This window comes from Phytohabitans aurantiacus (genome assembly GCF_027923225.1).
In the GTDB taxonomy this organism is placed as follows: domain Bacteria; phylum Actinomycetota; class Actinomycetes; order Mycobacteriales; family Micromonosporaceae; genus Phytohabitans; species Phytohabitans aurantiacus.
Map to the genome: position 1 here is coordinate 25,216 of NZ_BSDI01000025.1, position 24,742 is coordinate 49,957.

General features: G+C 75.0%; 1 protein-coding gene (cut by a window edge). It reads right to left on the reverse strand.

Features of this window, described 5'->3' with window-relative positions; all coding sequences use genetic code 11:
- A protein-coding gene (locus tag QMG73_RS24385; RefSeq protein WP_281899366.1) for an HAD family hydrolase crosses the window boundary here: on the reverse strand, window positions 1-24,742 show its 3' portion. Its footprint extends 8,837 nt past the window's final position; only the last 24,742 of its 33,579 coding nucleotides appear in the window; the start codon falls outside the window, past its right edge — the gene reads right to left on this strand; it ends in the stop codon at window positions 1-3.

A 24,742-nucleotide genomic window follows, 5' to 3' on the forward strand; every position in this document is an offset into this window, starting at 1 on the left:
TCACCCTTCCCGATCGTCCACATCGTCCCGCCGGAGCACCCACAGGGCCTCCGCGAGCTCCCGCATGCTTCCCGCCATCGCGTCCACTTCGGACCCGGCGAACCGCTCGACCGTCGACGGCCTGTCCGCGTACCCGATTATGCGCGCCCCGACGGCCCTCGCCGCCGCGACGTCGGCCGGCTCGTCGCCGATCAGCACGAGCGCGCCCGGGTCGAGGCCGAGCGCGGCGGCCGCGCGCAGGACGGGATCCGGCGCCGGCTTCCACCGATCCGGCTCGCCCAGCGCCCGCCCGATGACCACGGCGACCAGGTCGCCGTAGCCGTTCGCCTCCAGGAACCTGGTGATGGCCTGCTCCGAGGAGTTGCTGACCACCGCCACGGGCCGCCGGGCCGCTCTGGCCGCCAGCAGGAACCGCAGCGCGTACGGCGTGGGCGTCGCGGCGTCGACGACGGTGCGGTCCATCTCGCCGAGCGCCTCCTCCAGCGCGCGGGTCAGGTCGGGTCGGCCGAGCCCGAACGCCCAGCGGATGACCGCCACCATGTTCGTCTCGGCGGCGATCGGCTCGGGCAGCGCGACGCCGGCGTCGGCGAGCACGGCGCGGATCCTGGTCAGGCCGTCCGTCGCGGCGCGCGGCGCGAACAGGTCGGTGATCGGTCCGTCGAAGTCGAGCAGGAACGCCTTGCTCCGGGCCAGGGCGTCGACCACGCCGGCGGCCGGGGCGGGCCGGCCGGTGGCCGGGCGGACGGCGGCACCGTAGGCCATGAGCTGCCCGTCGGGGTCGCCGGACCGGAAGACCAGCAGGCCGTCGGGGTGCGGCCGCAGACCCTGGCGGACCATCTCCCGTACCGTCCGGACGGCGCGGCCCGGGTCGCGCCCGTCGTCGACCACGCCGCGCAGCACGCCCTGGGTGGCGGTCAGTTCACCGGCGGCGGTCGCCTCACCGTGCGGCTCGCCCAGTACCAGCCCGCCGTCCGTGGTCCGGTAGAAGGCGGCGCTCTCCACGTCGAGCGGCACCCGGCTCCTGCCGAGGTCCTTCATCAGCTTGCCGTCCTCGACGACCAGCGGGAAGGCGCCATCCGGCAACGGTTGCAGCGTCCGGGCCGGCGGGTGCGACGGCTCGGCCGTCACGTCCCGGGCGATGGCCGACAGGTCCATCTCCAGGTGCGGCAGGTGCGGCTCGGTGGGGCCGAGCAGGACGAGCGGCTCGGGCCGTGTACCGCTGGCGGCGCCGAACTCGTCCCGCGCCAGGTCGGGTGCGCCGGCGTACACCCGCTGGGTCGTCCAGGTCTCGGGCACGTACGGCAGCGCGGTGCCGTCCGGCCGGTACTCGTGGAACTTGCCCACCTCGGGGGCGAGCACCGCGCCGTCCTGGGTCTCCCGCACCCCGTCGCGGACCAGGTCGCGGCGGTCGTCCTCGGGGATCCCGCGCGTGGCGACCACCGTCGCGCCCGACTCCCGGGCCAGCCGGCTCGCGTACTCCGGGGTGGTCGGCTGGTCGAACAGCACCCGGATCGGCCGCTTCGCGGCGATCGGACGCAGCACGCCGGCCAGCTTCTCGCGTTCCGCCTCCGCCACCACGAGCACGACCATGTCCGGTACCGGCTCGATCTCGTTCGCGTCGTCCGCCGGTACGCCCACCGCCAGCCCGCTGCGGGTCGCGACGGCGCCGTCCCCGGGTTCGCGGATCGGGTACTCGCCGGGCGGGTTGAGCGGCTCGGCGGCCGGCTCGATGCCGCCGGCGCCCAGGAAGCCGTCGCCGACCCGCATCAGCAGGGCCGGTCGGGCTGTGGCGTAGTAGGGCGCGATCTGGCCGTCGGGCGCGTACCGCACGTAGGTACCCGCGGCCGTAGTACCCGCGGCCGTGCCGGCCGGGGTGCGTTCGCCGCCCCACGGCACGAGCACGTGTACGCCGGCCGCCCGCGCCAGCCGCGCCACCAGCGGGCTGTGCTCGGCCAGCCGCAGGTCAGGGAGCCGGATGCCGCGCAGCCACCCGTCCGGCCCGAGCAGCCCGTGCTCGCGCCACAGGCGGACCGCCTCGCCGGCCGCCTCCGGGGAGAGCGGTGCCAGCAGGTCCCCCGGCGAGAACGCCTCCGCCCCGTCGGCGTTCAGGTGGATGTCGACGTATCCCGGCACCGCCTCGGGCCGGGTCCAGCTCGGCGGGCGCTCGGCGAACTGGATGCCCCGAGCGGGCAGCGAAGCACGCTGTGCGCCGAAGATGGTTGGGCCGGGACGGGCGCCCGACTCCGCCAGCCGCTGTCGCTGCCTCCGGTCGTACCCGTCCAGGTCGACGTGGCGGCGGATCGAGCCGTCGGGGTGGTACACGTGCACCGTGGCCCGCCTGGCACGCTCGGCGCGGGCGGATGGGCGCAGGCCCTCCCCGGGCACGTACCGGACGCCGCCGCCGTCGATCCGCCACCGGCCGGCCGGATCGCGGCGCAGCCACAACTCCCGGGTCGGGGTGAGCACCGGGCCGCCCCACGCGCGGGCGACCGCCCGGCCGTAGTCGTCGCCGTGGGGGCGGGTCAGCAGCAGGGCGTGGCGGCGGCTCCCGGCCGGCAGCTCGCCCCTGGCGATCCGTTCCTCCAGAGTGGACACCAGTCGCGACGGCGGGACGCCCGACCCCGTGACGACGACCGTGGTGCCGGACGGCAGGTCCAGGTCCGCGGCGGACATTCCGGAGTCGAATCCATCCACAAGGGACACGATGTGCGCGGGCGCCGGCGGCCGCGCCGGGGGTTCGCCCACGTCCATCACGGTCTCCTGTGGACCATCCGATGTGTACACCTGCCAGCCGGCGTCGGCACTGGCCGGTACCAGCAGGCTCCGGTTCGCGTCCCAGCCGGCGGCCGCCACGAAGGGCACGCCGTCCGGGGTGAGCCAGACGGTGCCGTGGGGCGCCAGGGTGGCCGCGATGCCGCCGGCAGCGGCCAGCTCGTGGAACTCCGCGGCCAGCGCGGCCGCCCCGGAGGCCACCAGGACGACCCGCGTCACGTCCACGCGCCCGGTCAGCTCGATCGCCCGGCGGGTCAGCTCCCACAGCTCGGTGGCGTCCATCAGTTCGCCGGTCACGGTCGGCCGGCCCGGCGGCGCGAAGCCGAGGATCTGCCCGTCCGGGGCGGTCACCGTGTCGACCACCACCGCGAAGTCGCCCTCACCGGCCGGGAACATCTCGGCGAACGCCCGCGCCCGCGGGGACCGCGCGACGACCATGCCGGCCGGTACCGGCTCCACCGCGAAGAACTCCGCCAGGTCGGCGGCGGTCATCTCGGCGATCGGCACCGGCGGCGGGGCGCCCGGCTCGACCCGCTCGACCGCCCGCTGCGTCAACTCGACCAGCGCCATCAGCCGCTCGCGCCGGCCGTTCAGGTGGTCGGCCAGCCGGGCCGCCGCCCCCGCGGCGTGCCGCACACCGGCCACGGCCTCGGCGAGCGCGCCGTCGGACTTCTTGGCCAGTACCCGGGCGAGCATGGTGTCCATCTCGCCGACGAGGCCGGTCAGTTGCCGGGCCGCGTCCACCGCGGTGCGCAACCCTTCCGTGAGCCCCGCCGCGATCGTCAGGACGTCGGCGATCGCGGCACCGCCGTGCAGCTGGCCCGGGTCGGGCACCTCGGGCAGTAGCGGCGGCGGGTCGCCGACGATCCGGGCGAGCGCGGCCCTCACCCCCTCAAGGGTGTCGCGCCGGCCCTCGGCTAGGGCCGCGACGTCCACATCCGGCCACGTGCCCTCGTCGCGGTGCGCGGTCAGTCGCAGATCGAGCGCCCGCAACTCCTCCTGTACCGCCGCGACCTTACGGATCGGGCCCTCCAGCGGCTCCAGGAGCGCGCGGTCCAACCGGTCCGGGAGCTCCCGCACGACCGCCACCCGCGACCGGCCGGCCGCGAACCGCCACGCGCCGGGCTCCGGGCGAGGCGCCACCGGCTCGAGCGCGGGAGCCGGCGGCTGATCCGCCGCGGGGATCTCGCCGACCGCGGCGGTGACGCTCTCGGTGATCCCCGGCAGGTTGGCGACCAGTCCGTCCAGCGCCTCGGTCGCCGCGACCAGGTGACCGCGTGCCCTGTTCAGTGCGCGGTGTGCGCCGGCGTCGGGCTTGCCGGCCTTGACCGCCTCGGCGGCGCCCTTCAGCGTCTCGACGGCCGACCTGGCGCTCGACGCGCTCCGGCGCAGATCGTCGCGCACCTGGCGCAGCCCGCCGGCGACCGTGGCCACCGGGCCGGACCTGGGTGCGTGCAGGTCGAGCGCCACCTCCTCGGCCGCGCTGCCCAGCAGCGCCGCCGCCTCCTCGATCCGCTTCAGCTCACGTTGGAAGATCTCCGGCGGCATCTCCGGTGCCTTCCGCACCGCCCGCTCCGCCAGGGCGTTCACCTTCTTCCCGGCCTTGTTGAGGAGGTTGCCGGTGGGCGGGGACAGCAGCGGGAGTATGTGTTTGGCGATCGCCTTGCTGGCCTCGATGAGCGTGGTCCGCCGCGTCGCCACCAGCGCGGCGGTGGCCTCGATCGATGGCGGGACGATGCGTAGCGACTTCCGCAGCTGGGCGCTCATCCCCGGGCGCAGGTGTGCCTCCCGCCACGCGCGCAGGTCCGATGTGGAGCGTGGCGGCTCGCCCGCCAGATGGACGTCCAGGGCCTGGCGGTCGGTGAGCAGGGCTTCCCGGTGCGCCGCGCCGGCGGTACCGAGCTGGTCGTCGATGACCAGCGCCTCGGTCCCCCGGGCCGCGGCTTCGGCCAGCCGCTCCTCCACGCCGGCCAGGTGCAGCACGGCGTGCCGGATCTCGTGCGCGACCGCCCTCGGCAGCAGCGCCGGCCGGTCGGCGGCCGGGACGTTCCGGGTCACGTTCAGCACGTGGGGGTCCTCGGCGGTGCCGGACCGGAGCACGGTCCGGGCGAACAGGTCTCCCGGCAGGTCGGCCGCCTCGGCCCGGAAGTGGATGGGGTCGTGCTGTCCGGGTACCCGCACGGCGGCGAGCGTGGCATCGACCGGCTCCACGGTGAGCACGTCGCCTTCGAAGACGCCGACCGGCAGCCCGGCGATCCCGGCGAAGATCTCCTCGTCGGACACGCCTGGATCGTCCGGCGGCAGCTCGGCCTGCACCATCCGCGACCCGGCCACCACGCCGGCGTGCACCTGCGGCGGCTCCTCCTGATCGAGCAGGCCCTGATTGATCAGGCCCTGGTTGATCAGGCCCTGGTTGAGCAGGCGGTGGCCGCGGTCCGCCTCGGCGAGCACCCGGGCCGCCGTGGCCACCCGGTTGGCGGCCCCCGCCGCCAGCGCGTCCTCGGCCTGCCGCGCCGCGTCCACCTCCCCGCGCGCGACCGTCTCGGCCAGTTGAGCCTCGACCGTCTCCCGGCCCAGCTGTCCCGCCCGGTCCAGGGCGCGCGCGGCCTGCTCGACGAGGTCGTCGGCCCGGCGCTCGTCGTCCCACGGCTCGCCGCCCACCTCGCGCAGGTAAGCGGCCTGCGCCTGGTGCCACGCGGCGCGCCGCAGCGCCGCCTCGACCGCGGTCTTCTCCAGGTGCAGGCGGTCGAGCAGTGCCTCGAGCCGGTCGACGGCGGAGCCGACCGCGCTCAGCCGCACCTCGGTGGTGACCCGCCGGTCGGGCAGCGCCGCCGCTTCCCGGCCGGCCTTGGTCAGGTCCGCGACGACCTCTCCGTACCTGCGGGCGGTGTCCCCTGCCATCCCGGTCCACCGGCGTTCCCGCATCGTCCGGTCGAGCTCGACCTCGTGCCGGCGGCGGTGCTCGGCGAGGCGGGCGCCGGTCTCGGCGGCCGCGCGCTCGGCGGTCACCGCCGCGTCCCGCATCTGAGCGGCGGCGCCGCGGTGTTCGGCGGCACGGGTGTCGTCGCCGGCCGCCTCGTACTCCTGCGCGGCCAGGATCGAGTCCCGCCGGTACCGCCACGCCCGTTCCGCCGTGGCGGCGTGCTCCGCGCGGAGCTCGTCGAGCCGGGTCAGCTCGTCGACGCCGTCGCGCCAGGCCCGCTCCGCCGCGCCACCCGTCTCCGCCGCGCCGCCGGGGTACACCGCCAGCAGGTCGCCGATCGCGTCGGCCAGGTCGTCCAGGCGCAGCTGATGGCGCTCGGCCAGCGCCTTCAGGCCCGCCTCCGAATCCAGCCGCCGGCCGACCAGCGCCGCGCGGTCCGCGCGATGCCGGGCCAGCACCTGCTCCTTGGCGATCTGGTGTCGCGCGGCCTCGGCTCCCCGCCGCTCCCACTCCACGGTTTCGGCATCGCCGGCCCTGGCGACCTCGGCCGCGGCGAGGGCGCTCAGCACGGCGGCGGCCCGCTGGTCGACCGTCAGGCCTGGCGCGCCGAGGTCGGCGAGCAGGTCGTAGTGATGCGCCTCCAGCGCGGCGAACTCGGCGGCGGCCATGGCCCGGGCCGCGCTCGTGGCCGCCTTGGCCTCGGCCAGCCGGGACTCCACCTGGGTGGTGCGGGCGTCGCGCACCACCGCGAGCAGCCTGAGCTCCTCGGCGCGCTCGGCGTCGGCGGCCAGGCGGCTCCGGCGCAGCAGGTCGGCCTCGTCCGCGAGCCCGGCGGCCAGCCGCTCGACCCGCGCGGCGGCCCGGTCCAGCTCCGGCAGGGCGGCGTCGTACGCCTCGGGCACCGGGTGCCGGCTGTGCAGCCCGCGCGGCGCGCCGGGAACCGGGGCCGGCGTGCCGGGAACCGGGGCCGGCGTGCCGCTCGCGTGCACCGCCAGCGCCTCGACGTGCCGCACCAGGCCGGCGAAGCCCGTCCCGAGCAGTTCCTCCAGGGATCCGGCCGGCTCGCGCGGCGGGTCGACGAACCGCGGCCCAGTGGCGTCCCGAACCACCGCCACCAGCATGCGCTCGCCGCCCGCCAGGTCGAACACGAGCGAGGCGTACCCGCCCTCGTCGACCGCTCGCACCACGCTCGCCACCGCCGGCCCTACAGCGGCGGCCCGCTGGGCGTCATCCATCGGGCTCGCGCCGGCCACCAGCGTCTGGTACCGGGCACCGGTCAGCTCCTCGATCGCCGCGAGCTGGTCCTGGGATGCGCCGGGCAGGCGGCCGTGGAGCCAGCCGCCGGCGAACAGGGCGTGTGCGTCGTCGAACGGACCCAGCAGGGCCACCGCCTCGGTGTCCACCGTGGACGGACGCTGCTGCCAGGCCCGCTCCGCCGCCCGGCGCGCCAGCAGCGGCGGCCCGTCCGGCGCCGGTTCCGCGAGCACCGCCCTGGCCGCCTCGACCGGGCGCAGGAGGTTGTCGTGGTCGGCCAGCCGCTGCTCCACCTGGCGCTCCGCGACCTCCGCGGCGTCCCGCGCCGCCGCACCCTCGACGCGGTACGCCTCGGCCCGCCGCGCCGTGTTCCGCGCCGCCGCCCGGATCTGTGGCAGGCGCGGGTCGGCGCCGTGCGTCGCGTCGGCCAGCAGGTGGAAGTGCTCGGCCAGGCCGGCGAGCTCGGTGGCGCGGCCGGCGGCCCGCACCGCCTGGCCGCGCAGTACGGCGGCCCGCCCGGCCCACCGCGCCGCGTCCCGCCGCGCCTCGTCGGCGATCCGCCGCTGGTCCGCCACGGTCCGGCCCGCGCCGGCGGGCGCCGCGTCCAGCCGCTCGGCGGCGCGCCGTTCCGCCGCCGCCTCCCGGGCCGCCCGCTCCCCCGGGTCGTCGAAGCGGCGCAGGATCGACCGCAGGTCGGTCGCCACCCAACCCGGCTCGGCGTCGCCCGCCGCACCGGGTGCCGCGCCCATCTCCTCCCGCAGCGCCCGCCCGTCGGCGATCAGGGCGTCCACACTGGAGCTTTCCGCGGCGCTGTCGATCCGGTACGCGATCACCCGCGCCTCGACCTCGTGCGGTACCCGCTCCGGATCCGCGCCGTGGGCCACCGGCCCGGCCAGCTTGTGCGCGATCTCGTGCGGTATCGCCCGGTCGATCACCGCGTCCGAGGCGAGGTTCGACACCTCGATCACGAACGGGTCGTCGCCGGTACCCGCGCCGGTCTCGATCATGGCGACCGGCGGGCGCTCGGGATCGCCCCGGGCGGTGAGTACCTCCGGCGGCACCGCGCGCACGACGAAGTGCAGTTCGGTGTCGACCACGATCCGGTCGCCGTCGACGGCCACCTCCGCCGCCCGCCCGCCGAACACCTCGACCGGGAGGGCGCCGAAGCGGGCCACCAGGTGCACGGCGTCCACCGCCTCGTCCCGCCCGCGCTGCTCGAACCGCTCCTTCTCCCTCGCGAACACCGGCGGCTCCGGCGCACCGAGATGGCCCGACTGGACCAGCTCGCGCAGTGCGCGGTCCGCGTCCGCGAGCGACGTGGCCGCGGCGGACAGGATGTTCGTCAGCTCCAGCCAGAGCCGGATCTCGGCGGCCCTGGTCTCCATGAACTGCACGCGCCGCACGAACGTCAGCTGGCCGGCCGTCTTGAGGATGCGGTCCAGCCGGGCGATGGCGTCGCCCATGGCCCGGCCGCGGGCCAGCGCCGCGACGAGGAGCCGCGTCGCGTCTTCCACCTCGGCCCGGTCGGCACCGATCTCGACGAGGTGCAGCGCCATGGCCTCGTGCCAGGTCACCCGCAGCTCGGCCAGGTACGCCAGCAGCATCGGCACCTGGCGGGCGTCCAGTACGGCGTCGAACGCCGCGTCGGCGGCGGCCATGTCGGCGAGCGCGTCCTCGATCGCGGTGCGGGCGTCACCGAGCTCCCGCTGGCGCGCGATCGCGTCGTTCCACGTCGTCACCAGCCGCCCGTACCGGCGTACCACATCCTCGGTGAGGTCGGCGCGCGTGGCCGCGCGGTCGCGGCCGGCGCGGGCCGCGTGGTGGCGCCGCTCGTGCTCGGCCGCCTCGACCTCGTGGGCGGCCGCCGCCCGCTCGGCGGCCCGGGCCCGCTCCGCCAGCCGCGCCGCGTCCGCCCGCGGGCCGGCCGCACCGGTCCCGTCGCCGGCGGCCTCGCGCTCCTGTGCGGCGCGGACGAGGTCCCGCCGCTCCCGCCACGCCCGCTCCGCCTCGGCGCGCTGGTCGGCGCCGCGCCGGGCGGCGGCCCGCCAGTTCTGCAGATGCCCGTCGCCCGCGCCCGCGATGTCCGGGTGGGCGAGCCACGGCACCGACTGCACCAGCGTCGCGGCCTCGTCGGCCAGGGCGTCGAGCTGCGCGCGGCGCTCCGCGAAGCGCTCGGCCAGCTGCGCCTCGAGGCGCCGCCGCGCCGGTTCGGCGGCGAGCCGGACGGCGCGCTGGCGCGCCGCTGCCGCACCGGTGGTCAGGTGCGCCTCCCGGGACGCCTCGCTGTCCGCCTGCCACTGCTGGGCCAGCTCGTCGGACCGGTCGGCGAGCTGGCTCGCGGCGAGCTCCCGGTCGGCCGCCCGGAGCAGGGCGTCGGCGGCCTCCTCCGGGGTCAGCGTGGCGAGGTCCGCGTCGAGGCTGGACAGGTCGTAGTGGTGCGCCGCGAGCCCGGCGAAGTGTCTCGCGATCCGGGCCCTGGCGGCGGTCGTGGCGAAGTCCTTCTCGGCCACCCGGTGGTCGTCCATCACCTGGCGCAGGTCGCGTTCGGCCAGCATCCGCTTGTCCTGGTCGGCGACCGCTTCCTCGACCCGCATCCCGGCCAGGCGGACGTCGGCCGAGGTGTCCGCGAGCCGCTCGACCGCGCGCTGCAGCCGGGCGCCCACCCGGTCCAGCTCCGGCAGCGCGGCGTCGTACGCCTCCGGCACGGTGTGGCGGTTGCGCAGGCCGCGCGGCGCGCCCGGGATCGGTACCGGCTCCCGCCGCCCGTCGACCACCAGGGCCTCGACGTGGTGCACCCGCTCGGCGAAGCCCGACCCGAGCAGTTCCACCGGTGAGGCGGCCGGATCGTGCGGTGGCAGCACGTACCGCACGCCGGTCTCGTCGTGGGCCATCGTCAGCAGCGTGTACGTGCCATCCGGCCGGACCAGCACCACGGAGGCGTACGCGAACCGGCCAGCGTCGCGCACCAGGCTGGCGACGGTGTCCACTGCGGACAGTACGGCGCGGACCCGTTCCGTGGCGCCGAGCGGGCTCGCGCCGGCCACCAGGGTCTGGTAGCGCCCGTGACTGATCCGCTCGATCGCCTCCGTCTCGTCGACCGCCGGGCCGCCCTCCTCGTACGGCGTCGCGACCCGCGGCAGCCGCAGCAGCCAGCCTTCGGCGAAGGCCACGTGCGCGTCCACCGGGTCGGGTGCCGGGCTCAGCGCCCGGATCAGCTCACCCTCGACTATGGAGGGACGGGTGTACCTCGGCCAGACGTCCTCCAGGGCACGCTGGGCCAGCAGCGGCGCCGCCCGGGCCTCCGGCTCGTCGCCCGCCAGGCCGGCGACCGCCACGTCGATCCACTCCAGGATCTCCTCGTGCCGGTCCAGTGCCGCGTCCCGTTCGGCGTCAGCCGTGCCCGCCTCCGCGAGCAGCCGCTCGGCCCGGGCGGCCTCCTGCCCGGCGTCGTGGGCCATCCGCTGCGCCGCCGCCCGTGCGCCGGCCAGGTTGGGGTCGGCGCCGTGCAGCGCGTCAGCCTTGCGGTGCAGGCGCTCGGCAAGGGCGGCGAGCCGGGCCACGCCGGTCTCGGCCTGGGCGGCCTCCACCCGCAGCGCGGCCGCCCGATCGGCCGCCTGGGCCGCCTCCCGCCGGGCCGCGTCGGCGTCCGCGCGCTCGTCCGCGACGGTACGGCCGTCCCGTGTCGGCGCCTCGTCCAGCCGCCTGGCGAAGTCCCGGGCGGCGGCCGTGTCCCGGTCGGCCCGCTCCCCTGGCGTGTCGAGGCCGCGCAGGATCGTGCGCAGGTCGCCGGCCAGCCAGCCCGGTTCGGCGGGGTCGCCCTCGGTGGGCACCAGCCCCATCTCCGCGCGCAGCCCCCGCCCGTCGACGATCAGGGCGTCTACTTCGGACGGTTCGTTCTCCATCACCGCCTGGTCGATCTGGTGCTGGATCACGCGCAGCTCGACCGAGTGCGGATAGCGTTCCGGGTCGGCGCCGCTGGACACGTCCGGCGCCACCTTGTGCGCGATCTCGTGCGGCGCGGCCCGGTCCACCGCCGCGTCGGGCGCCAGCGCCGACACCTCCAGCAGGTACGGGTCGGCGGCGGTGCCACTGCCCGTGCGGATGGTGGCCACCACATCCGCGGGCAGGTCGTCCGGCGACGCCGCCCGGTGTCTGAAGTGGAGCGTGCTGCCGTCCGGCCGGATCACCGCGGAGCTCAGGTCGTCGTCGGAGACATCCACCTCGACCGCGGCGCCACCGAACACGGCGTCCGGGATCATCCGCAGCCGCTCGCCGATGAAGGCGTCGTCGAACGGCTCGTCCCGACCCGCCTGAACGAACCGGCCGTCGGGAATCTCGCGGGCGTGCACCGCACCCTGCCGGGTCGCGTCGATCACGGCCCGCACATCCGCCGGGAACCGGTCGCGCGCGCCCGCCCACGACGCGTCCCCAGCGCCCCCCGCGCCGTACCCGTACGCCTCCAGCGTCAGGGTGAGGCGGCGGGACAGCATCGTCGTACCGGACGCCGCCACCGACCGGGCCAGCACCGCCAGGTCCGCGTCCCGGACCGCCCGCAGCTCGGCGACCGGCCGGTGCCGGTGGCTCAGGGAGCCCGTCTCGCGCGCGTGGATGACGGCGAGCGCGCGGGCGAGTCCCCGGCGCCGGTCCAGCCACCAGCCGAGCCGCTCCGGCACGGTGATCCGATGGGTGGTCGGGCCACCCGGCTGGTTCAGGTCGTCCGGACGGATCTGGATCACCGCCGTCTCGCCGTCCGGCAGCTCCGCGGCGTCGAACGCGACGGTGACCTCCCGCCCGCCGGCCAGTACCAGCCGGAGCGCGTCACCGTCCACAGTGGCGTCTTCGAACAGCTCCGGCAGCGTGGCGGCGATCGCCGCGGCGCGCCGGGCCGCCCGTACGCGGGCCGCCTGCGGGTCGACCGGGCGGCGCGGCACGAAACGCCGCCGCGGCACCGGGTTGCCGTACCGGTCGACGGTGCGGGGTGCGGGCGCGCGGCGGGGACGGGCGGCTCCGGGCGCAGCCGGGATGGCGTCGCGGCGGGCGCCGGCGATGATGTCCCGCAGGTCGGCCGGGAAGCGACCCGCGTCGACCAGCCAGCGCCGGTCCGCCCCGGTCTGGCCGTGCCGGTACCCGTAGTGGTCGATGGCGTCGCTGAGCTGCCCCGCCACCAGGGCGACGCCGGACCTGGCCGCCTGGCCGAGGATGGTCAGGTCGGCGACCCGGCGCGACTGGTCCACGTCGGCGCCGACCTCGTGCGCGTACACGGTCGCCAGAGCCTGGCCGATCATCCGGCGCAGGCCCAGACCCCGCGGCGCGACGGTCCGGGCGTCGACGGTGACGCGGTGCCGGTCCGGCGGGTACGTCGTGGCGCTCCCGTCCCGCCGGTTCAGCTCCGCCGGCTCGAACTCCACGGTCGCCGCCGCGCCCGCCGGCAGTTCCGCGGTCTTCAGCGCCACGGTCACCCGGCCGCCGTTCGCGAGCGTGAGCGTCACATCCGAGGTCACGGCGTCATGACTGGCCGCCGTGAACAGGTTCGGCAGCTCCTCCGCCACGGCCGCGACCCGTTCGGCGAGACCGTCGAACAGCGCGTCCGGGTCGACCGCGCCGGGGCTTCGGGCGATACCCGGAACCGCCGGCACGGCCAGCGGCGCCACCGCCGGCGGGCCGACGACCTGAGCGTCGCGGATCCGCCGCGCCAGCGTCAGCAGCCGGTTCAGCTCCTCGTGGTACTCGGCCAGGTGGGTGATCCGGTCGGCGAACTCGACCTGGTTGTGCAGGATGGGCCACTCGTACCGGTTGAGGAGCTGGCGCAGCATGTGCAGGCGCACGCCGTTGGTCTGGTCCACGAACTGGCCCACCGCGGCGGTCGCGGCCATCTTCGCCCCGGCCGCCTCGGCGATGTACTGCGCCATCGCGTTGGCCTGCTGCGCCGCGAAGAAGCCCATCGAACCGCCGGCGACGCCGTCGGTCATCAGGATGCGGCGCAGGTACGTCAGCAGCGCCGCACGGCCGTCCGGGCGGTCGGCGTACAGCTCCAGTTCCTCTGTCAGGCGGTCGCGCATCTGCCCGATGAGGCTCTCGCGGGTCGCCGCGTGGTCGCTGTCGCCGATCGTCCTGCGGTCTGGTACGAACAGGTGCAGGTCGCCGTAGCCGCCACTCTCCTGCCGGATGATCCGCACCTCGTCGATCCGGTCGTGGTTCACCACCACGACCACCGGATCGACTCCCCGACGCGGCTTGCCGTCGTCGTCCGTCGGCTGGTACGCGTAGGCGTCCGTCGAGATCCTCGTGACCTCGTAGCCCTCGATCTTCAAGCGGCGCAGGACGGCGTCGTCCGTCCACTTGGCCATCTCCCGGTCCGGATAGGACAGTTTGTCGATCGAACGCAGGGCGAACGCGCGCTGCGCCGGCGTCACCGACGGTTCCCTCAGGATCTCGTTCAGCCGGCGCAGGAGCAGGTCGTGCTGGGCGTCGGTGGCGGCCGTGGCGCTGGCCACCGCGCGCTCCAGGTCGGCGCGCCGGTTCTCGTCGGGCGTCTCGGCCCGCAGGTCGGCAGCGGATTTGTAGGCCGACCGCCACCTCTCCTGCAACCGGCCGGCCTGTGCCTGGGCCAGGGTCAGCCCGGCGGCGATGACGGTCATGATCGCCTTGCCGGGATCGCCGGTCTCCACCAGGGCGCGCCCGCCGGCGTACGCGGTCGGTACGCCGTACTTCGCCATGGCGTCCAGCAGCCGCGGGCCGAACGCCTCGTACTGCAGCTTGACCTGGTCGCTGATCCGGGCCAGTTGGGCGGCGACGATCCGGTCGATCTCGGTGTCCGCCGGTGCCTGCTCCGGACCGGGTGGCTCCCCCGCCCGCCGGGCCCGCTCCGCGTCGCGGTACCAGCCGGCCTTGGCGAGCTCGGCGGGGGTCGCCTGACCGGCGTAGACGATCAGGAACACGTTCGGCGCCACCGGCACGACCGTCCCGGCACGCAGCGACTCGGAGTGGTCGGCCAGTACGCCCACCCGGACCCGCTGCTTGTGCATGGTGAACGTCCGGGTCGGCACCGTGACGACCGCGTGCTCCTGCTCCCAGTCCTCGAAGCGCTCCAGCAGCCTTTCCCGGACGGTGCCGAACAGACCCTCGAATCGCGCCAGCTCCGTCAGCAGCCTCTCCGCCTCGACCGCCGTCAGGTGCTGGAACGCCGGCACTTCGGACAGCTTGTTCGGGTCGTGAAGGTAGGGCAGGCGGTCGGCACCCTCCACGCCCTGCAGCTCCATCAGGTACAGGAAGTGGCGCAGTTCGCCCAGAAACTGGACCCGCTCCAGCAGCACCGGCCGTCCGAAGCCGGCCAGCCACTGCGCCTCCAGGAGCCCGTCGACGGTGACCAGCCGCTGCCGCGGGCTCATCCGCTCGAAGTCTGCCCGCGCCAGCAGGTCCGTGAGGATGTCGAGCGCCGGCTCCACCGCGCCGGTGTGCTCCCCGCCGAGGACCACCGCCCGCCGCAGCCGTTGGATCGCCGCGAACTGCCGGGCCCGCTCCGAGAACTGGTCCTGCCGGAACGCGGTCACCTCCTGAGACAGCGCTATCGCGTCCAGCGCCAGCAACTGCTCGGCGGTGCCTAGCTCTTCGAAGGCGAGCAGTTCCACGAAGAGCCGCAGGTCGGCCAGCGCTTTACGCTTGCCGGCCAGGTCGAGCAGGTCGAACGGCAGGTAGCCGGCCGGGTCGGGCTTCCCGTCGAGCGCGGCGATCCGCTCGACCGTCGTCTGCTTCGTGAACTCCGCGAACTTCTCCGCACCGCCCAGGTCGCGTACCCGCCGGCCGGTGTGCTGTGCCTCGAACGCCGCCAGCCGCAGCATCCCGTTGATGCCCCGTACCAGCGCCGCGCGCGCGGCCTCCGGCAGGCGGTCGAAGGTCCGCAGCTCCGCCGTGCTGTCCGCCGGCTCGAAGCCGGGGGCGAAGAACTCCAGCTTGCCGGCGAGCGTCCGCTCCCGCAACGGCTTCAGCTCGGTGACGGCCCGCCAGCTGTCGGAGGCGTCCAGCGTGATCGGCTCATCGCGTTTGCCGTTCGCGCTCTCCAGGATCTTGAGAGCGAGCGCGGTCCGTACCGACGGCAGGTCCATCCGCTCGTCGGCCGGTGGGTCGGCCGGCCGGCGGCGGTGCTCGCCGGGAGCCGCGGCCGCCCCTTGGCCGACCGCCTGCGCCGCCTCGTGGACGAAGGCCGTCACCTTGCCCGCCGGGTGGGACGGCGGCAGCAGGCCGGCGGGGCCCAGTACCTTGTCCTCGCGGTGCTTCTGGTTGGCCACCCGGCCGGCCACCGTCGCCTGGCGGACCTGTTGCGAGTACCACTGGTGCGTGCCGCGCCGTATCCGGTCGAGCAACTCCATGGCGTAGTTGGGCAGGGCGATGACCGCGCTGTTCCGGGTGGTCGCCAGCGCGTTGTCCAGGGTGTTCGGTGGCGGGGTGTTCGGTGCCGGCGCCGGCGCACCCTGATGGCCGACCGCGCTGTCGGCTCCCCGGCCGATCGGCCGGGCGCTCGAGCTTCCGGTGGTCCGGGCGGCGTCCACGCCTTCGTCCACCCACGGGGTGGTCCGCCGCGCCTCGACCCAGGTCGGCTCGATGGTCCTCAGCACGGACCTGCGGAGGTTCCCGTGGTAGGTCTTGACCGCGCTGTCGTACTCCTCGGCGAGCTCCTTGTCGTACTGGTTCCGCTCCTCCTGGTACAGGCGGCGGGTCAGCTCGTCGGCGTCCCGGGGCGGCCGGGCCGGCGGCAGCTTCCCGTCCCGGCGCTTCTCCGCGGCGAACTCGGCCAGGTCACGCTCGTACTTCGCGGTCTGCTCCCGGTGCTCCGGCAAGGCACGGTAGTACCGCTGCAGCGCCTTCCGGAACCGCGCCCGCCGCGCGGAGTGGCGCGCGAAGTCCTTCCGGTACTGGCGCACCCTCGCCGGATACTCGTCCAACTCCTCCTGGTACCGCCTCATGGCCACATCGCCGGCGCTCTCTTCGGGCCGCAGCGGCCGCCGTGGCTGCTCCGGTACCCGCGGCGCCAGCGGCTCCTCCAGCACCGGCCGTGCCCGGCCCGGCCGATTCAGCCGGTTCGGGTCGATGCGGATCTGGATGTGATCGGGCTCCGGCATCGGTGCCCGTTCCCAGATCTTCTTCGGGTCCCCGTTGAAGTCCGGCACGAACACGATGTGCACCTGCACGCGCCACCGGTTCAGGCCGGCTCGCCCGGACACCTCGAACCGCGCGTCGAACCTCTCGTGCCCGTACTCGTGCTCGCCCTGCACGAACCTGATCGGGTTCGACCGCAGCGACCGTCGCTCGGACCGGCGCAGCCGGTGGGTCATGGTCTGGAAAACCACGACCTCGCCGTCGAGGGCGTCGCGCAGCTCGCGGCGTAGCTGCTCGCGCGCCTGCTCGTCGAGGAACATGTACCGCTGGCTCGGTGGCAGCGTGACCCGGTCCGGATCGTCCCGCTCGGCCGCCAGGCCGGCCGCCGTCTCCGGCCGCTTGGTCGGCAGCCCCTGCGTGCCCCGCTCGATGGCGCGGCGGATGATCCGGCCGCGCTCGGCCGGGTCGACCGCGGCCGCGTCGTCCACCTCACCGGCGCTGTCCGGGTCGTCCGGGTCAGGCGCGCCGAGCTGGCCGAGGTCGACCCGGATCAGGATGTGCTCGCGGTCGGAGCCGGCGAGCCGCTCGACCGCCTCAGGCCGGGTGCCGATGCCGGTGCCGAGCCGCACGTGTATCCGTACCGCCTGCCGCGCGTGGTCGCCGCTGTTGAGCCCGTGCCAGCCCGGCAGGTCGAACTGGGCGTCGAACCTCTCGCCCCCGTGCTCGTGGGCACCGCCGACCACGGCGATCGGGCGGGAGCCGAACAGCCGCTGGCCCACCAGGGCGTCCCGCAGCGGCTCCGCGGCGCGCTTCAGCTCCTTCGTGTCGGTATCGGCCGGCTTCGCCGCCTCCTCCTCCGGCGGCTCCACCAGCTTGGGCGCCTCGACCTCCTCGCCGGTGGCGTCCTTCACCGCCTTCTCGGTGCCGTCCAGCGCCTCCTGAGCCTCCGCGACACTGCGCTGATGGTGGCGCAGCATCCGTTCATCCCAGTCGGTCCGCAGCAGGGTCGCGACGGCGACGTCGTCGTTCATGGCGGTCTGGTCGCGCGACTGGCCGAGCGTGCTCGCCGCCGTGCTGACCGCCGAGCGCACCACGGCGTCGGGCACGTTGAGCAGGCCGGCGGCGTCGGGCAGGGCGGGCAGCACGCGCACGCCCGCCCCCGCGTTGCCCTCCACGATGCCGGCCGACGGCGAGGGGGTCGACATCACCAGGTGGGCGCGCACGTCCCGCATCGTCTCGACGGCGTCCGCCGCCGCCTCGACCAGATCGTTCTCGGTGATGTTGCGGCCCAGCCGGTACACGAGGTCGAAGCTCCCGTGGTAGGTCTCGAGCCAGGTCTCGAAGCCCGCCGGCAGCTCGTGCGTGGGGCCGAGCTCGACCTGCTCCGGGCGCAGCCGCACCAGCCACGGGCGGCGCGTGAGCCGCCCCGGATGGGTCGGCGGCTCCGCGAACCGCATCAGGTACTCGGGATGCCAGTGCTTCCCGGTCGGATCCCGCCGGAAGCCCAGGAACTTCGCCGTGATCGGGTCGCCGGACATGTCCGGTCCGCTCGGCTCGATCTCCTCCAGCCGTACCTGGTACCCGCGCCGCAGGCCCTTGATCTGCCCGAATGTCGGCCGTACCGCCCAGGTCCGCCCGGACACCGGACCGGTCCCCTCGACCAGCCGGACCAGCCGCTCCTGCCCCACCATCTCGGGGTGGTGCGACGACTCCGTGACGCGCAGCCGGTACTCGGCGTGCCAGACGCCCGTGACGGCGTCGCGGGCGAGGCGGACGAAGGTACCGGTGAAGCGGGTGCTCGGATCATTGGCCGCGCTGGGCACGACCCGCTCTCCGGTCTTCAGCTCGCGGGCCTGCTCAGCGCGGACCTGTTCGACCTGCTCGCGAAGCTGCTGCCGGCCCGCGAACACCCGCGGATCGTCCGGATGGCGATGGGGCGGAACACCCCGCGAGTCCAGCCCCGCCGCGACCAGCTCCCATCGCTCCTCCGCCTGGGGGAAGCCGGCGCCCAGTCGCACGTGGTCGGCATCGAGCCATCGCCGGATGTCGTCCGGCCGCATCAGGTACAGGTCGTTGATCGCCCCGCTGCGGCGGAACTCCCGGTACCAGTCGTAGCGGTTGCCCGCGGTGCTCGTGACGCCGCTCAGGGTCAGCTCGCGGTGGATGGCGATCAGCGCCCGGTCCTCCGGGTCGGTGGGTGCCTCCTCGCGGATCCGCCCGATCCGGTCGCGCATCTTCCGCTTGCCCGCCGCCTCCAGCGCCCCGGCGAGCAGCTCCCACTTCTCGTCCGCACCCGGAAAGCCGACCCGCAGCCGGATGCCCTCGGCGTCGATCCACCGCCGGATGTCGTCCGCTTCCAGGACAAGGGCGCTCGCCCCGTCCAGCCCGCCGGCCCGCTGGAACGCCTCGAACCACTCCACGGCGGGTCCCAGCTCGAGCCACGAACGCGGCACGTGGTCGCGCTCCAGCGCGCGGTGCAGCGCGACCAGCGCACGGTCCTCGTGCGTCGTGGCCGCCTTCCGGCGCGCGGCCGCGACCCGCTCGCGGACCTCCTTCGGCAGCGCCCCGCTGGCCAGTTGCCACCGCTGCTCGGCGCCCGGGTACCCGTCCCGCAGGCCGGTCGCGTCGATCCACTTGGCCAGGTCCTTGTCCACGTCCGGGCCGTTTCCCTTGACCAGCGCGACCGCCTCGCCGAGCAGGCCGTGGTCGTTGGGGCCGAGCCGCGATCCCACACCGGGCTGCGTCGCCCTGGCCGGGCGTTCCCGCCGCAGGAACCGCGTCCGAGTGGCGGGCCGCGCCTCCCGGCCGGGCCGCACGGTCGTGTGCCGCCCCAGCACGTCGGCGGGCTTGCGGCCGCCGCCGCGGCGGGCCCACGCCCGTACGCCGGTGCGCAGCGCCTCCAGCTCCCGCAGCTCGTGGACGAGCATCCGGCGCGCGTAGACCCTCGCCCGCTCGTCCGAGTCGCGCGGCATCCGCGAGTCCAGCGCGATCCGCACCGGTATGTCGCCTGGCCGCGGGCCGGGATCGGTCTGCGCCATGGCGGTGCCGTCCAGGTCGGTCACGACCACCGGGATCCTGACCGTCCGCCCACCCCGTGGCTGGACGGTCAGCACGCCCGCCTGCGCGCCGCGGTCCTTGTCCGCCACCACCGGGCCCTGGGTTCCCGGTGTCGACTCGAACGTGATCGACTCGTACTGCTCTCCCAGGAAGCCGCTCAGGTCCGGTGCCACCGCGCGGATCGCGGCCAGCGCGCCCTCCTGGTTGGGGGCGCCCTTCTCGAAACCGGGCATCTCGCTGGCGTTGAACGGCTTGCGGACGGTCCACTGTCGATGGAACGCGGCCGGTTTGGCGCGCCGCCGCACCTTCCAGGCCCGCGCCCACTTGACAGCCCGGCCGGTGTCCAGCTCCCGCTGGAGCGCCCGCGCGTCGGCGATCAGCGCGTCCACTTCGGACACGTCACCGGCCGCCACCGCTTCGCCGATCCGGTGCTGGATCACCCGCGCCTCGACCAGGCGGGGGAACCGCTCGGGATCCGCGCCGCGGGACACGTCGGGCGCCACCTTGTGCGCGATCTCATGCGGCGCCGCCCGATCGACCGCCGCGTCCGGCGCCAGCGCCGCGACCTCCAGCACGTACGGGTCAGCCGCCGTCCCGGATCCGTCCCGGATCCGCGCCACCACACCCTCAGGAAGATCGGGCGCCGCCCGATGCACGAAGTGGACCCCGGCGCCGTCCGGCCGGATCACCCACGAACGCAGGCCGTCGTCGGACACGCGCAGCGCGGCCGCCTCGCCGCCGAACACATCCGCCGGTATCGACCGCAACCGCTCGCCGATGAACGCGTCCGCGAACGGCTCGTCACGACCCTCGGGCCGGAACCGGCCATCGGGAATCTCCCGCGCGTGCACCGTCTCCCGCCGCGCCTCGTCGACCACGGCTCGCACGTCCGGCGGGAACCGGCGCCAGGCGCCCGCCCAGGCCCGGTCTCCGGCCTCTCCCGCGCCGTACCCGTACGCCTCCAGCGTCGTGGCGAGGCGGCCCGCCAGCATCGGGGTACCGGAGTCGGCCACCGACCGCGCCAGCACCGTCAGGTCGGCGTCCCGGACCGCCGGCAGGTCGGCGACCGGGCGGTGCCGCTGGTTCGGGGCGCCCACCTCGCGCGCGTGGATGACGGCGAGGGCCCGGGCGACCCCGCGGCGCAGGTCCAGCCACCAGCCGACCCGGTCCGGCACGGTGATCCGGTGGGTGACCGGGCCACCCGGCACGTTCAGGTCTTCCGGGCGGATCTGGACGACGGCCACCTCGCCGTCCGGCAGTTCGGCGGCGTCGAAGGCGACGGCGACCTCCCGACCGCCGGGCAGCGCCAGCCGCAACAGCCCCGTTTCCGGGTTCAGGGCGGCGTCCGTGAACAGCTCCGGGAGCATGGCGGCGACCGCCTCGGCGCGCCGGGCCGCCCGTACCCGGGCCGCCTCCGGATCCGCGAGCCGGCGCACCACGACGTTCCGCCGTGGCACCGGGTTGCCGTGCCGGTCGAAGGCCCGGGGTGCCGGCGCGGGGCGGGTGCGGGGACGGGCCGCGCCCGGTGCGGCCGGGATGGCGTCGCGGCGCGCCCCGGCGATGAAGTCCCGCACGTCGTCCGGGAAGCGGCCCTGCTCCAGGAGCCAGCGCCGGTCCGCGCCGGCCTGGCCGTGCCGGTATCCGTGGTGGTCGATGGCCTCGGCGAGCAGCCCCTCGACCAGGGCGACGCGGGCCCTGGCAACGACGTCCAGCGGTGGTGTCCGGGCCGCCCGTACGAGGATCGTCAGGTCGGCGACGCGCCGCTGCTGGGCGGCCGCGGCGCCAACCTCGTGGGCGTGCACGGTCGCCAGGGCATGACCGATGACCCGGCGCAGGTCCAGGCCCTCGCCGGCGGCGGTCCGGGCGTCCACGGTGATCCGGTGCGTGTCCAGCGGGTACGCCGCGGTGGTGCCGTCCCGCGGGTTCAGCTCCGCGGGCGTGATCTCCACGATCGCCGCCTCGCCATCCGGCAGCTCCCGGGCGTCCAGCACGACGGTCACCCGCCGGCCGCCCGGCAGGGTGAGCGTCACGTCCGAGGTCGACTCGTCATGGCTGGCGGACGTGAACATGGTCGGTAGCTCTCCGGCGGTGGCCGCGGCCGCCTTGCCGAGACCCTCGCGGACCGCGGTCACGCTTTCTGACTGGCCAGCGGCCGGGTCCACGCTTCGATCGACCCCGGGAACCGGCGGTACGACCAGCCGCGGCACCATCAGTGGAGCGACGGTCTGGGCGTTTCGGACCCGTTCCGCCTTCGCCAGAAGCCGGTTCAGCTCGCCGTGGTAATCGGCGAGGTGGGTGATCCGATCGGCGACCTGGCCGTAGTCGTGCGTGCTGGGCCAGTCGTACCGGTTGAGCAGCTGGCGGAGCATGTGCAGGCGCACGCCGTTGGTCTGGTCGAGGCGGCGGCCCAGCGCACCGGTGGCGATCATCCTGGCCCCGGCCGCCTCCGCGATGTACTGCCCCATGGGGCTGCCCTGCTGGACCGCGAAGAAGCCCATCGAGCCACCGGAGACGCCGTCGGTCATCAGGATGCGGCGCAGGTACGTCGTCAGCGCCGCGCGACCGTCCGGCCGGTCGGCGTACAGCTTCAGCTCCTCGGTCACCCGGTCGCGCATCTGCCCGACGATGCTCTCCTGGGTCGTGCCCTGGTCGTCGTCGCCGATCCGCACCCGGTCCGGCACGACCAGGCGCAGGTCGCCGAAGCCGCCGCTCTCCTGCCGGACGATCTTCACCTCGTCGATCCGGTCGTGGCTCACCACCACGACGATCGGATCGACTCCCTTGCGCGGCTTGCCGTCCTTCCCTGTCGGCATGTACGCGTAGACGCCCGCCGAGATCCTCGTGACCTTGTGGCCCTCGATCTTCAGGCGGTCGAGGACGACGTCCTCGATCCACTTGGCCATGAAACCGTCCCGATAGGACAGTGTGTCGAGGCTCCGCGTGGCGAACTCGCGCTGCTCCTCCGTCGCCGCCGGGTCCTCGAGGATCTCGTTCAGCCGGCGTACGAGCAGGTCGCGGTGGGCGTCCGTGGCGGCCGTGGCGTCGGCCAACGCGCGCTCCACGTCGGCGCGCCGGTTCTCCTGCGGCGTCTCGGCCCGCAGGTCGGCGCCGGCCTTGTAGGCCGACTTCCACCGCTCCTGCAGCCGGCCGGCCTGCGCCTGGGCCAGGGTCAACCCGCCACCGATCGCCGCGATGATCGCTTTCCCAGGATCGTGGGTCGCCTCCAGGGAACGCAGGCCGGTGTAGATGACGGGCGTGCCGTACTTCGCCATCGCCTCCAGCAGTCGCGGCCCGAACGCCTCGTACTGCAGCTTGACCTGGTCGCTGATGCGGGCCAGCTCGGTCGCCACGATCCGGTCGATCTCGGTGTTCGCCGGCGCCTCGCCCGGGTCCCGTTCCGGATCGAGGTACCAGCCGGCCTTGGCGGTCTCGGCGGGCGTCATCCGCCCGGCGAAGACGATGAGGAACACGTTGGGCGCCACCGGCACGACCGTCCCGGCGCGCAGCGACTCGGAGTGGTCGGCCAGTACGCCCACCCGGACCCGCTGCTTGTGCAGGGTGAACGTGCGGGTCTGCACCGTGACGACGGCGTGCTCCCGCTCCCAGTCCTCGAAGCGCTCCAGCAGCGTCGCCCGGGTGTCGACGGGGAGATCCTGGAACCTCGCCAGCTCCTTCTTGAGGCTCTCCGCCTCCACCGGCGTCAGGTGCTCGAACGCCGGGAGGCCGGACAGGCTGTCGGGGTCATTCAGGAACGGCAGCCGCTCGCCGCCCTCCAGCCCTTCCAGCTCCATCAGGTGCAGGAAGGTGCGCAGCTCCTCCAGGAACTGGACCCGCTCCAGCAGCACCGGCCGCGCGAAGCCGGCCAGCCACTGGATCTCCCGTAACACGTCCACGGCGACGATCTGCTGCGCCGGGGTCATCTGGTCGAAGTCGGCCAGTACCTGGAAGTCCTCCAGCACCCCGAGCAGCCGCTGGACCTCGTTGTGGCGCGCGCGCCCGAACGTCACCTCCCGGCGCAACTGGCGGATGGCCTGGAACTGCCGCGCGCGTTCGGAGAACCGGGCGAGCCGGAACGCCGGTACCTCCTGCGACAGCGCCATCGCGTCCAGCGCCAGAAGCTGTTCGGCGGTACCCAGTGCCTCGAAGGCGACGATCTCGGCGAAGAGCCGCACGTCGGCCAGCGCCTTCTGCTTCCCGGCCACGTCGAGCAGGTCGAACGGCAGGTAGCCGACCGGGTCCCGCTTGCCGGCGAGCGCCGTGAGCCGCTCGTCCGTCGTCTTCTTCGTGAACTCCTGGAACTTCTCCGCACCGCCCAGGTCGTCGACCCGCCGGTTGAGCTCCTGCGCCTCGAACGCCGTCAGCCGCAGCATCCCGTTGATGTCGCGCACCAGCGCCGCGCGCGCACCCTCCGGCAGATGGTTGAAGGTCCGCAGCTCCGCCACGCTGTCCACCGGGTCGAAGGCCGGGGCGAAGAACTCCAGCTTGCCGGCGAGCGTCCGCTCCTTGAGCGGCGTTAGCTCGGTCCTGGCCCGCCAGGCGTCGGAGGCGTCCAGCGTGATCGGGTCGTCCCGCTTTCCGTCCGCGGCCTCCAGCGCCTTGAGCGCGAGCAGGCTACGGATGCCCGGCAACTCCACCCGGTCGTCGGCCGGCGGATCGGTGGGGCGGCGGCGGTGGTGGCCGGGTGCCTTGGCCGCTCCCCGGCCAACCGCCTGCCCCGCGGCGAGGAGGAAGCTCGTCACCTTTCCCGCCAGGCCGGACCGGACCAGCCGGCCGCCGGGGCCCAGCGTCTGGTCGTCGCGGTGCTTCTGGTTGGCGAGCTTCGCGGCCACCTTCGCCTCGCGGGCCCGCTGCGAGTACCACTGGTGCACGCCCTGCCGGGCCCGGTCGGTCAGCTCGGCGAGGTAGTTGGGCAGCGCCACCAGCGCGCTGTTCCGGGTGGTCGCCAGCGCGGCGTCCAGGGCGCTTGGGGGCGCGGCCTGCCCGGCCGGGTGGCCGACCGCGCTGTCGGCGCCCCGACCGATCGGCCGGGCGCCCGAGGTACCGGTCGACTGGGCGGCGGCCACACCGTGGTCCACCCACGGGGTGGTCCGCCGCGCCTCCGTCCAGGTCGGCTCGACGGCCTTCAGCACGGCCCTGCGCAGGTTCCCGAGGTAGGTCTTGACCGCGCTGTCGTACTCCTCGGCCAGTTCCTCGTCATACCGTTCCCGCTCCTGCGCGTACCTGGTCCGGGTCCGCTCGTCGGCATCGGGCCGGGGCCGCGCCGGCGGCAGCTTCCCGTCCCGGCGCCGCTCGGCGGCGAAGTCCGCGAGGTCACTCTCGTACTTCGCCATCTCCTCCTGGTACGCCGGCAGCGCCTGGTGGTACCGCCTCAGCTCCTCCCGGAACCGCGCCAGTTTCGTCGAGTGCTGGGCGAGGTCCTTCCGGAACCGCGCCATGTCCGCCGGATATCGGGCCAGTTCCTCTTCGTATCGCCGCACCGTCATGGGGTCGGCGCCCTCCGCTGGCCGTAGCGGCCGCGGTGGCGGCAGCGGGACCGGTGGCCGCTGCGGTTCCTCCAGCTTCTCCGGCCGCGCCCGGCCCGGCCGCTTCAGCCGGTTCGGGTCGATCCGGACCTGGATGTGGTCGGGCTCGGGCAGCGGCGCC